Annotated in this window: 10 protein-coding genes; 2 read left to right on the top strand and 8 right to left on the bottom strand. The window is 60.9% G+C overall.

What is annotated here, in order from left to right; genetic code table 11:
- Positions 1-24: 24 nt before the first annotated feature.
- Positions 25-1626: an ABC transporter substrate-binding protein gene (locus LWP59_RS01615; RefSeq protein ID WP_186383019.1), complete on the bottom strand. Its 1602-nt coding sequence runs from the start codon at positions 1624-1626 to the stop codon at positions 25-27.
- Between the two features lie 344 nt (positions 1627-1970).
- Here LWP59_RS01615 and LWP59_RS01610 point away from each other — a divergent pair, with 344 nt between their 5' ends.
- On the top strand, positions 1971-3062 hold the full coding sequence (locus LWP59_RS01610) for a zinc-binding dehydrogenase (RefSeq protein ID WP_144632876.1): 1092 nt from the start codon (positions 1971-1973) through the stop codon (positions 3060-3062).
- Positions 3063-3537: 475 nt separating this feature from the next.
- On the opposite strand, the gene LWP59_RS01605 is transcribed toward LWP59_RS01610, so the two are convergent.
- The 7 genes from LWP59_RS01605 to LWP59_RS01570 form a co-directional block, all read right to left on the bottom strand.
- On the bottom strand, positions 3538-4269 hold the full coding sequence (locus tag LWP59_RS01605; RefSeq protein ID WP_144632873.1) for a transposase: 732 nt from the start codon (positions 4267-4269) through the stop codon (positions 3538-3540).
- Positions 4266-4445 carry a hypothetical protein gene (locus LWP59_RS01600; protein WP_186383018.1) on the bottom strand — a complete coding sequence of 60 codons (180 nt, stop codon included), beginning with the start codon at positions 4443-4445 and terminating at the stop codon, positions 4266-4268. Before LWP59_RS01600 ends, LWP59_RS01605 begins: the two co-directional genes overlap by 4 nt.
- Positions 4446-4537: 92 nt before the next feature.
- Positions 4538-5590: an NAD-dependent epimerase/dehydratase family protein gene (locus tag LWP59_RS01590; RefSeq protein ID WP_229858278.1), complete on the bottom strand. Its 1053-nt coding sequence runs from the start codon at positions 5588-5590 to the stop codon at positions 4538-4540.
- A gap of 4 nt (positions 5591-5594) precedes the next feature.
- Positions 5595-6800, bottom strand: coding sequence for a UDP-N-acetylglucosamine 2-epimerase (gene neuC, locus LWP59_RS01585; RefSeq protein ID WP_186383016.1), 1206 nt, complete (start codon positions 6798-6800; stop codon positions 5595-5597).
- Positions 6793-7962, bottom strand: a complete 1170-nt coding sequence (locus LWP59_RS01580; RefSeq protein WP_144632865.1) for a DegT/DnrJ/EryC1/StrS family aminotransferase — start codon at positions 7960-7962, stop codon at positions 6793-6795. The genes neuC and LWP59_RS01580 overlap by 8 nt, the downstream gene beginning before the upstream one ends.
- Complete coding sequence (locus tag LWP59_RS01575; protein ID WP_229858246.1) at positions 7959-8951, bottom strand: SDR family NAD(P)-dependent oxidoreductase; 993 nt, start codon at positions 8949-8951, stop codon at positions 7959-7961. The genes LWP59_RS01580 and LWP59_RS01575 overlap by 4 nt, the downstream gene beginning before the upstream one ends.
- A gap of 171 nt (positions 8952-9122) precedes the next feature.
- A complete protein-coding gene (locus tag LWP59_RS01570; RefSeq protein WP_186383015.1) occupies positions 9123-10184 on the bottom strand; it encodes a nucleotidyltransferase family protein in 1062 nt (353 codons plus the stop codon).
- Positions 10185-10421: 237 nt separating this feature from the next.
- On the opposite strand from LWP59_RS01570, the gene LWP59_RS01565 reads away from it, so the two are divergent.
- Positions 10422-11804 carry a helix-turn-helix domain-containing protein gene (locus LWP59_RS01565; RefSeq protein WP_144632859.1) on the top strand — a complete coding sequence of 461 codons (1383 nt, stop codon included), beginning with the start codon at positions 10422-10424 and terminating at the stop codon, positions 11802-11804.
- Positions 11805-11807 lie beyond the last annotated feature (3 nt).

Raw genomic sequence — 11807 nt, 5'->3', positions numbered from 1 at the left:
CGCAAGGCCGAACGGGAGGTTGCACTAAGCTGCGTTGTAAACCTCACCGAGACGAAGATAGCCGGACTTCGGTGAAACAAATCCACGAACGGAATTCTTCAATGCAATGATATTTGATTGCACATAGAGTGGCACGGCCGGCACCTGCTCTGCCACCAATTCCTGCATAGTTGCGAGTATTTCGAGCCGTCTCGGGCCGTCTGGCGTCGTCACCAGTTGACCGTTGAGGTCATCCAGCGCAGAAAAGCCTGATACCGTCTTCAGGTAGTTTGTGGTGAAATGAAACGGCCCGCCATTCAACCATTGCAAACTACCACAAACCGCCTGGTCCTCCTTGGTCGAGCTATTAATCTCTTTGGCGATCGCGCTCACCGACTTCTGCTGCACCCGCAGATCAATTCCAACCTTTTGCGCCATTGCACTCACTGCTTGTGCCACACGGTCGATATTCGGCCCAAGTTCTGGGGCCCAGATAACACCGAGCTCGACCGGACCCGACAAGCCACTTTCCGCGACCAAGTCCTTGGCTTTCTGAACATCGTACGCATACTGCGTACGGGGAGTCGCATAGCCGTAAACTCCGGGCGGCACGAAGCTGTTTGCAGGCTGTCCACTTCCGCCTAAGATGGACCGCACTATGGCATCTTTGTCAATGGAGTGAGCGATCGCCTGCCGTATCTGTAGATTATTAGCGGGAGCTGACCCAAGGAAGAAAATCAATTGCACAGCGCTCCACAGCGCCGAATCCTGCACTGACAGGCTCCGGTTACCACGTAAACTCGCAGCATCGGTCGGCGCTACTTTTGTTATGAGATCCACACCGCCCGATCTCAACGCGGCAACCCGCGCGACAGGGTCGGGAATAATAGGCATCTCGATCCGCTCCAGATAAGGACCGGGTCCTCGATAATTGGTATTAGCCTCGAACAAGAGGGATTGCGCGGCCGTGTAACTGACGAACTTGAATGGACCCGTACCAACTGGCGTCTTCGCCACCGCCCCCGGGCCCGCCGCTAACAGCTTCGGTGAAATGATCGAAATAAACGTCGCGTTCCGCTGCATGTCCGGAAATGGGTTCTTGAGCACTACGCGGAATACGTCCGGATCCGAGTCGTCATAGACCGCGCCAGTGGGAATCAACGCAGTAAAGGGACCTTTTTGACGCGCGAAATATTCGTACGAAGACCTCACGGCCGAGGAAGTAAGTGGCGACCCGTCATGGAATGTTATGCCCTTTTTTAACCGGAAAGTCCATTCACGAGCGTCTGCTGACGACTGGACGCTCTCCGCAAGCGCTCCCTCCACGTCGGCGCTGTCACCGCGGAATCGCAAGAGAGCCTCGTAGACATTATTTCCGATGAGCACGATGCCCGATCCCGAAGACAGCGCAGGGTCCAGGTTGTCCGGCTCCAGGGCTGCAACACGCAGGACGCCTGTCGGCTTCGCGGGTGGCCGCGCCGCCGCGCCGCCGCTCGGACCAGCACCCGTGCCGCAGGCGGTGAGGCCTGTTGCGCCAAGTGCCAAACCAGCACCGGCCATAGCGCCGACACGTAACAAACTCCGCCGGTCAAGGCGCCATTGAACTCGATCGGCAGCCGTCCATCGGTTGTGCGACTCAGGGCCCATAGTGCTCGCTCCAAGGGTATGATCAGTTGCGCTCTCGCACCGCGCACAGTCGCGAAGTTCTACTAGGTGAGACAGCCGTTCCGGAGAAGCTACCCCAGCGTGCGGCTCGCACACAAGGCCACTGGCCAGCTGGTAACGCGTCACGGGCTGGGCATCGCCGACGGGCCGGGCTCGATCAGCCGGCGCTTCCAGACGGCTCCACTTGAATTCCACCGCGTCAGCTGCTTTCATAGTGAAAGATTGAGGTTACCCGTAATCGTTATGTGACATCTCGTCGTTCAGTAGCTGCCGTCGTGCGTGCTACTTGTCACTTTGGCGCCGCAGGCGCATCGCCAGGAGAGTCGATGGAATTCAAGGCCCCAGTTTTGCGACGCTTCAATGAATACCAGATGCTGGAGGACGTCTTTCTCGAAAACCCGCGAGAAAACGAAGTGCGAGTTCGCATGGCGGCCAGCGGTGTTTGCCATAGCTGCGTCAGCGTGGAACTCGGAGAACAACCTGACATCCCCTTGCCCATCATCCTCGGGGACGAAGGCGCTGGAGTCGTCGAAAAGGTCGGCCCTGGATGCACGTCTCTTCGCGAGGGCGACCACGTCATCTTGTCCTGGGCGCCTGGCTGCGGTCGATGTCGGCTATGCGCGTCCGGTCGTCCTGCCTTGTGTGAGAACGCCTCGCCCTTCGGGATGCCAGACAACTCGTCGCGCTTCTACGTCAGCGATGAACCGGTATCGCACTTCGGGCCGTCAACATACAGCCCGTACGTGGTTGTGACCGAGACCGCAGCGATCAAGGTAACCACAAAGATGCCGCTCGACCGGGCTGCCTTGATCGGATGCGCTGTAACCACTGGCATAGGGGCGGTCCTGAACACCGCAAAGGTCGGCGTCGGCGAAAGCGTGGCGGTCTTCGGCTGCGGTGGCGTCGGGCTGAACGCGATTCAAGGTGCAGCGCTAGCAGGCGCACATCCGGTCATCGCCGTCGACATCGAAGACTCGAAACTGGAAGTCGCGCGCGAGATGGGCGCGACTATCACGATCAACAGCGCTAACGTCGACGCAGTGGACGCGGTGCGGGGCAACACGTCTGGAGGCGTCGACTACGCGGTTCTCACCGTTGGCATCATATCGGTTCTCGAGCAGGCACTGGCTGCGCTGCGTGTCGCGGGGACGTGTGTCCTGGTCGGGGCTCCCGCCCAGGGACAGTTGGCAAAGGTAGACCCTCTCCACCTTCTGGCCGGCGAGCGCAGGCTGGTCGGGTCGCGTTACGGGTCGTACAACCCACAGATCGCCTTCCCGCGGCTCGTTGACCTTTACCTATCCGGAAAGATCAAGCTCGATAACCTGATCAGCCACCGATATGAGCTCGATCAAGTGAACGAGGCGTCACGTAACCTCGTCAGCGGCCATGATGTTCGAGGGATGATCTTGTTCGATTGATCGAAGCGTACCTTCGTGTCCCTCCAAATCACGGGCCCTTCTACTCGCAACGGCCAGACCGCGGCCGTCGAGTTACCCTCCGCCAACGACTCGCGCGCGGAGCCAATTGCATTCATTCGGCGAGGATTGAACATCTACTCGTAACCGGAAGGACATACCACCTGCGGTACACCTGCGTAGAGAACCGACCCGGTCGTTCCACCCACAGCAATGGACGATTGCGGCTGTCTTGGGAAGAAACCTTCCACGGATGCCAGCTTCATGAACAGCGTCTCGAAGGACCGGCGTTCTTTGCTCCGACGATAGTGCCAACGCCTATGCCGGAGGTACCCAGTCAACCTCGGTTCTCATCCGCCAGAATCCGGTAGTGTGCACCCAGCCCGGATACTCGGTCGGACCAGACAACATCTGCATGCTGAACCCTTGCAGGGCCGCTGGTCGCCCTCCTCTCTCACCTTCACTGCGAACAACCGCGCTAGGTGTACTCGGCCGGGGCGTTGGTAGCGGTGGGGTGGTCTTGACATGGGGAAAGCCCCTGGTTGGGGTGTGGTGTGTCTAGGACCACGCTCGACCGGAGGCTCTGGTGAATCTCCTGTCTCATCTGGTGGCAGGCTGGCAAGTGTTGGGGGGTGTGTGTCGGAGTTCGTGGTAGACGACGTCGGCGGGGTGGGGGCGGAGGATGCGAATGGCTTCGGGGTTTGGTGTTGCCTTTGCTGACTCGGCGTTGGATCAAGGTTTGTGCAGGTGGGTGGATCCGGATTTGGGTGACGCCGATCCGGTGAAGGGCGGCGTTGAGTTGCCGGTTGCCGCCGCGGTTGAGGCGGAAGCGGGTTAGGTTGCCGGTCCAGACCGGGATCGGCGCGGTGCCGGCGTGCATGGCGAATGCTGCCGAGGAGTGGAAGCGGGTAGCTCCGGCGGTCTCGGCGAGGATCTTGGCCGCTGTTAAGCCGGCGCATCCGGGGACCTGGAGTAGTTGCGGAGCGATCGTCTCGATCTGCTTCTCGATTCGCCGTCGAAGATGATTGATGCGCCGGGTCGGTTCGAGGACACGGTCGATGAGGTCACTGGCGATTTCGGCGCGGACACCGTGTGGCTGTGTGCCGACCCGTTCCCGGAGCGCGGTCAGGGTAGTGATCCGGTTGAGAACCTGCCCCTGTGGGATAGGGATGTCCAGGTCGTGCAGGTGCCAGTGCAGCCGGTTGATCATCCTCGTGCGCTCGGCAGGAGTTTGACTTCCAGTGCCTGTTCGTCGAGGTGAGCTTGGGGCAGGCCGGGCTCCCGCAGTGCTGCCCGGGCCACGGCCAGCGCGTCGATCGGGTCGGACTTGCTGCGAGTGCGGCCGGGCCACGGCATCACCCGGATCGAGCGGTTGATGACCGGCAACGCCTGTGCCTACCGCTGGTCACTCCGCCAGAACTGCGCCCAGCACGGCATCCGGCAGAAATTCATCATCCTGGCAGAACGGCGAGGTACACCTAGGATGCAGTCCAGCCGGCCCCGACCGGAACGTAATCGAGACGGCCGGCCTTCTCACCGCAGGACGACAACGTGCTGTAGAAGTCGTGAACCGGCTCGTACCCTATAAGCCTCCGGGCCTTTTCGTTCGACAATTCAAAAGCGAGGGTACGCGGCATGGTGAGTTCGATCGTCTCGACGCCAGTGGATTGCGAAATTATTTCGGCTCCCTCGGCGAATGTTGTCGTCGCGGGCCCCAAGATGTTAAATGTCTCGTTCCACGCATTGGGATTATCCAGACAATTCACGGTACCCGAGACCGAATCACGAACATCTGAAAGGTGAATCGCCCAGGGCCTTCCGTCTGCACCAGTGACGCGGACGGGGGGGTCATCGTCGTCATCATCAAGGTTTTGAACCTGGGACTCCAGCGCGTGGATGAAATCCGGGCTTCCACCGAACAACTGATACAGGTTGCTTTTCTTACCGGCATCCATGTGGGATTTCAGAAATGCCCGGAACCAGCGTAGCCGAAATAACGAAGAGGCTTCGTTCGGCGCGATCACCGATCCATACCGAAGTATGGTGTACCGCAACCCGTGGATCTTGTAGTAGTTGCGAACGAGGTGCTCGCACAACACTTTTGATGTGCCGTAGTAATCGCCGGGCACCTGCGGATGAGACTCGGTGATCGGATCCTCTTCCGGCATCGCCGGCCCGTAGGTGTTGTCAGTGCTGGCGTAGACGAACTGCTTGACTGGGTACGACTGATTCACGGCAGCTTCGAGCACCCTTAATGTGCCAAGGACGTTGATGTCGTAGTACTGGTCGATCGGCGTTTCGCCTACCGGCATCTGCGCAGCCAGATGAACCACGACATCCGAACCTTCGATCGCCCGCGCCAGCGCTCGCGAGTCGGTCAACGCTGCCTCGACGCGAGTGATTCCGGGAGTGATACTTCTCGTATCACCCGGCCGGACCATGCATTTAACTTGAAATCCGTCCTTCACCAATTTGCGCGCGAGTGTCGATCCAATACGACCCGCGCCTCCTGTGATGAATATTGACACCATTGTTTTACCCCTGTACTGCTTGGGTTTGGGATTCACCGGCATAAAAGATCTTTGCATCCGACCCACGCAGATACGCGGTCTTCAACTTCCTGATGACACACTCGTCAATTTCACGCTCACGCGCCGCTAGCACCTCATCACTGGCCGCTCGGTCTATCACCATCGATTGCGCTCGCGCGATGGCGGCAGTTATGTCTACGACTCCGCCCCTGCAGTCTATGATCGACGGGCCACGCGGTCGCCCGTCCTGCCGAGGGCCGATGTTGACCGTTGGGGTGCCGAGTTCGGGCGCTTCCACAATGCCACTGGACGAATTCCCGATGACCACCTGACTGTGCGTCAACATACTGAGATACCGACGCTGGCCAAGGGAAGGAATCAAGGTCGCGCGACACGCGTTCTTCTCAGTATATTCCCGAATCAAATGCAATATCGCGCCGCTGCCGTGGTCGACGTTTGGCGCCGTGAAGACCAGTTGCACATCAGGAAAGTTATCGAGTGCCGCAAGCAGGTCGCCCAGCACCGCCACGGACTGGGCGGAGTCGACGGTGGCCGCGTGGTACGTAATCAAGAACAGGTTCCGAGCCAGGTGCATGCCGAGGGCGGACTCCAAGGACGGGCGGTCCAACAGCCTGTCGACTGTGGCCCTGGTGATTCCCACGGCGCCTACCACCTGGACGTCCTCAGGGCTTTCTCCCATACGCAGCACGCGGCTCCTGTCGTCCGGCGTGAAGACGAAATGTAGGTGTGAAAGCTTGGTCAGGGCATGTCGGCAGCGCTCGTCCATCGACCCGTATGTCAGCTGCCCGCCACCGAAATGGGCTATGGTGATCGGCGCCGTCACCGCGGCGACAGCGGCAGCCAGGGCCTCGTATCTGTCTCCGGTCACGAACAGGATGTCCGGTTTGATTCGTCTTAGCGACTCCGCCATTCCGATAACTGCAAGGCCAAGTGATTTCGCAACACCAGTTGGCGAGTCGCTTGCGAGCACCATATCAATGGTGTCCGTCACGGTGAATCCGTCGTCTTCGATCGAGCGCACTGTCAGGCCCTGGTCAGGAACGAGGTGGCCACCTGAAGCAACGATACTAAGATCGATGCCTGGATCGCTGTGCAGCCTCTCAATAACCGGCAGCATCGGTCCATAGTCAGCTCGCGTTCCGGTGAAGACACATACACGAATCTTTTGGGATCTGTCCAAGTCAGCCATTTGTCGGCAAGGCCTCGCGCTGTTCGGAAATCGCCGTTCGAAGAGCGACGGCGACTGCCGTCTGGTCATCAACATGAAGCCCCACCGAGCTCGGCAAGGACAGTCCTCGCCGGTAAATTCGTTCAGCCACTTCGCCGCCCAGTTTCTCGCATGAACGGTACGGGAATTGTGTGTGGATCGGTGGCCACAATCGTCTCGCTTCAACCCCCGCTAATCGCATCGAATGTGTCAACCGAGAGACATCCTTAACCTTCCTGGTCAGTACCGAATAGAGCCAGAAAGACGGTCTCGCCCACCGCGCCGCGGGTGGACGTTCCAGATCGATGTCTTTCAACAGCTCGTTGTACCTACCTGCCTGGGTTCTCTTGCTCTGGAGATGGCGGGGGAGTTGTTCCAGTTGCGCCAGGCCAACCGCGGCCGCGAGGTTGGTTAGTCTGTAGTTGTATCCAACTGCGTCGTGGATGTACTCGCCGGTTGCGCGTTTCGCCTGCGTGGTGAGATGTTTGGCGGAGTCAGCCGATTGACGATCGTTGGTAACGATCATGCCACCACCACCTGACGTAATTATCTTGTTCCCGTTGAAGGAAAAGCATCCGAAGTCGCCGACGGTTCCGACCTGATGTCCCGACGGCGCCCCTGTACGCCATGAGGCACCCAACGCTTCCGCGGCATCTTCTACGATGGCTATTCCAAATTTATCCCGGAGCTCCAGCAACGGTTCCATTTCCGCTGGATGGCCGAGGATGTGCACTACTTCGACCACATCAGGAATTTTTTTGCCCAATTTCGCCCGGAGTATTACTTCGTCCCGCAACATCTGGGTGTTCATGTTCCAAGTAGTAGTCTCGCTGTCGATCAACCACAGGTTGGCTCCGGTATAGTGAGCCGCGTTCGCGGAGGCAATGAAGCTGAAGGTCGAGACCGCGACCACTCGTTCCGGTCCGGCTCCGGCGAGCCGGAGAGCTACGTGCAGTGCGGCGGTTCCGTTGACGCAGGCGACGGCATGTGATGCGCCGACTGCTTCGGCGAACTCTTGCTCAAATCGCCGCACCAGAGGGCCCGCTGACGAAATGTACCCACTTGACAGGCACTCGAGAACATATCGTTCCTCGTTTCCTGCCAGCGATGGCTCGGCGAGTGGTATTTCCCGCCTCAAAGTCATCGATGATACCTTTCGACGTACGGTAGTTGTTTCGACTCCAGCCAATCGGCAGTTCTCTTGAGACCGTCGATCAAACTCATGGTCGGTTTCCACTGCAGGTTCCGGTAAGCGCGGGAAGGATCGGACTCGAGCACTTGCACCTCACCTTTGGCTGGCCTTATTCGTGATTCCTCAACGGTCACTCGTGCATGAACGCCAGTCACCTCGCAACATTTATCGAAAATTTCTTGGATGGTTACGGCTTGCCCCGTTCCTAACTGGATAACCGACCCCGCCGGCACCTGCGATGAGGCCATCCGCACGAAACCGTCGACTGTGTCTGAAACATAAGTGAAGTCGCGGCGCGGCGTCAGGCTGCCCAGGTGAACCTCGTTGCGCCCCGCAAGCAGTTGAGTCAATATCGCAGGTATCACTGCGCGCGTCGATTGGCGAGGCCCGAAAGTGTTGAACGGACGTAGAGTGACGACGTCGACCCCAAACGAACACGCATACGAATAGCAAAGTTGGTCAGCGGCCACCTTTGTAGCAGCATATGGCGACTGAGCTTGGAGCGGATGTTGTTCACGGATCGGCGTCGTCTCCGGCGTGCCGTAGACCTCGCTGGTCGAAGTGTTGATCACCCTGACGGCGCCCGCCTGGCGTGCTGCTTCCAGAACGTTCAGAGTACCCTGCACATTCGTCGCCACGAACGATGCCGGCGCCTGGTAGCTGTACGGTATCGAGATCAGCGCCGCGAGATGGAAGATGGCGTCGACCCCGTCGGCGAGGTTTTGGACGTAACCTGGGTCCCGGACGTCACCGAGATGGAAATCCACCTTGTTCTCGTGGTTTTGCGTGTAGTCGTTCAGCCACCCGTACGAACCGTTGGAGTTGTACAGGCACAGTGCCTTTACATGAACCCCCTCCTCCACTAGTCGCTCGACCAAGTGGCTTCCGATGAAACCGTCCGCCCCGGTAACCAAAGCGCGCATACCGGCCAATCCGGCCACATTCACACCTGCTTCTAATATCCGAATCTGGTATGGAAACCTTGCTGTCTCGGCTTGTCGTGACGGCAACTCAAACAGATACCTGACCCGGGCGGGAGGGCCCGATCTACGCCGGCTAAGCGCGTAAGCGATACCGCAGCCAATGCCAGGGAAGCCAGTGGTCCGGCTTGCTTACGTATGTCCCTGGGCCCGTGCCAGTTCCGCGGGCCGTCCGATGTCCTGCCAGTCGTCGCGGATGTCCCACAATCCGACGAGTTCGCCTCGTTTCAGGCAATCATCGAATAGGGCTGTTATCGGGAACATGCGGCCAGGAGGGACCCGCTCGATGAGCTGAGGCTCCACCACATAGATCCCCCCGTTCACGAACCACGAGTGCGTGGGTTTCTCGACGATTCGCTGAAGATACCCATCGCGCGGCTCTAGTACGCCAAACGGAACGTGATGCTGGTACTCGCTCACGGAGATCGTCGCCACCGCGCCTCGCGCGCGGTGAGCGTCCAACAGGTCCTGAACGGAGAACGCCGTGACCAGATCGCCGTTCAGAACGATCAGAGGAGCCGTGGCTTCGTACCCGAGGTCCTCAAGCAGTCGAAGTGGCCCCCCTGTGCCCAACGGCCGGTCAATTTCTTCCCGGAGATATTCGATATCGCACCCAAACTTGCTTCCATCCCCGAAGTGTTTTTCGATTACTTCCGCCAGGTAGTTCACAGATAGGAATATCTTTCTTACGCCACTTCCGACCAGATGCAGGACCAAGCGTTCGAGAATTGGACGCCCGGCAATCGGCAGCATTGGCTTTGGAATGTTGTCGGTAAGGGGAGCCAAGCGAGTTCCCCGACCACCAGCCATGATCACTGCCCAGCTTTCGAGCTGTGGCGTACCGATGATCTCGTCCTCAAAGTGGATCCCGCACACTCGCCCGGAGGAATCGACGATCGGCACTTCCCGCAGATGAAGAGCTTGCATGAGATCGAGGACCTCGGGGCGCCCGACAGAAGGAGCCACAGTGGCCATCGGCTTTGTCATCAACTGTTCAACCGGGATATCCAGAGTAGCGCCGGCTAGCAATGACCTTCGTATCTCCTGCTCGGTCACACAACCTTCGAGCCGCCCGTCCTCGTCAATTACCAAAACACTTCCGGTGCGCCGCTCGTCGATTATCGACAACGCCGTTCGGATAGGATTCTTCCGGGTAAGCAAACATACGGTGAGGTCACGGTCCTGGTTTTCCACCATTCGCTCCCAACAGTCCTGAGCCTGCGATCCAGACTCGCCGGGGGCGACCGGTGCCTCCAGGGGACGAGTTTCATCCGGCCCGGCGACCGTCCAGCCTGGGGCGGGAGGCGTGCGCGAATGCGCCAAAGGTGTGCGCAAACCGTACAGCCGAGCACCCCCGGCCGGGGTTAGCGTCGATGACCTTCCAGGGCGAACAGATTGACCTTCAGGCGACCAGAGGAGCTACGAGCGATCATGGAAGTTGACTTCAACCAGCCGATTTCGCACGTCATCCGTGCTGCCCGGCGTCAGCGCCAGCTCAGCCAGTACTCGCTGGCCAGGGAGCTCGCCACCATCTCCGGCCGGCCGACGATCACCCGCGACCTCGTCGCACGCTGGGAGCGCGGGCACCAGATTCCCCGGCTGGGCACCCGCCAGTGGCTCTCCGTCGTGCTGCAGGTGCCGCAGGAGCGGCTGGACATCGCCGCGGCCGCGGCGCGCCGGCGTAGCCGGCTGGGCCACGCCGTCGTGACCGAGAACGCGCCCGCCGGACCGGGACCGGCCCGTCGGGCTCAGGGCACGCCCGCGCTGCTTCCGGTCTTCCGCTCGCGCGTCCAGGCCGGCATCCTCGCCGCCACGCTGATGAACCCCGACCGCTCCTTCAGCCTCACCGAGCTCGCCGAGCACGCGGGCAGCTCGCTGGCGAGCGTCGACAAGGAGAACAAGCTCCTCGAGAAGGCCGGCATCCTCACCAGCCGCCGCGAGGGGACCATCCGGCTGATGCGCGCGAACGCCGACGGCGGCCCGCTGGTCGGCCCGCTGACCGAGCTGATGCGCATGACCTACGGCGTCCCGCAGGTCGTCGGCGAGGAGTTCGGCTGCGTGCCCGGCGTCGTGCGGATCGTGCTCGGCGGAGTGTGGGCCGACCGGTTCGCGGGCATCGCCGGACCGGCGCCGGAGAGCATCGAGCTGCTGGTCGCGGCGCCGGCCGGCCGCACGCTGGACGCCCGCGCGCTCGCCACCGCGGCCAAGCGCACCGAGGAACGGCTCAAGCGGCCCGTGCACTTCGCGGTCGCCCCCGTGGTACCCGACCTCGACACGCTGCAGATTCCCCGGCAGCGCCCCGGCCACCCCGTCGTCGAGATCGCGCCGATCCGCCCGCGCGTCGTGCCGCAGATCGCCGGCGTCGCGCTGGACGGCAACGAGGTCGTCACCCAGCTGCTGCGCACGGGCCAGCTCGAGATGACCGGCGGCCCGGCCGCCAACAGCCAGCCGTTCCTGCAGCTCGCGAGCAAGCACATCGCCTCCGCCGAGCATCTCACCGACACCTCGCCGGACTCGGCGTTCGTCCTGCTCTCCCAGGCGGCGCAGCTCATCGGCTCGGCGATGCTGGCCCACCAGGGACTGCGCACGTCGGCGTCGGCGCCCGACCACGTCCTCGGCACCGCGGTGACCGCGCAGTTCGGCCACCAGTTCTCGCAGGTCGAGGCGCTCCGCCAGCGCGCACGGGAGCTCCAGGCGCCGACCAGCCGCGACAGCCACGTCATCCCCGCGGAGGCGAAGACCTACCTCGGCACCGTGCGGTCGCTGCTGGCCGCGGCCACGGAGGTCATGCCCAAGCTCGGACTGTTCAGCTGACCT

It is taken from the genome of Amycolatopsis acidiphila (assembly GCF_021391495.1).
GTDB classification, from domain to species: domain Bacteria; phylum Actinomycetota; class Actinomycetes; order Mycobacteriales; family Pseudonocardiaceae; genus Amycolatopsis_E; species Amycolatopsis_E acidiphila.
Note: the sequence above shows the minus strand (reverse complement) of the source record. Positions and strands in the feature narration are given on the sequence as shown.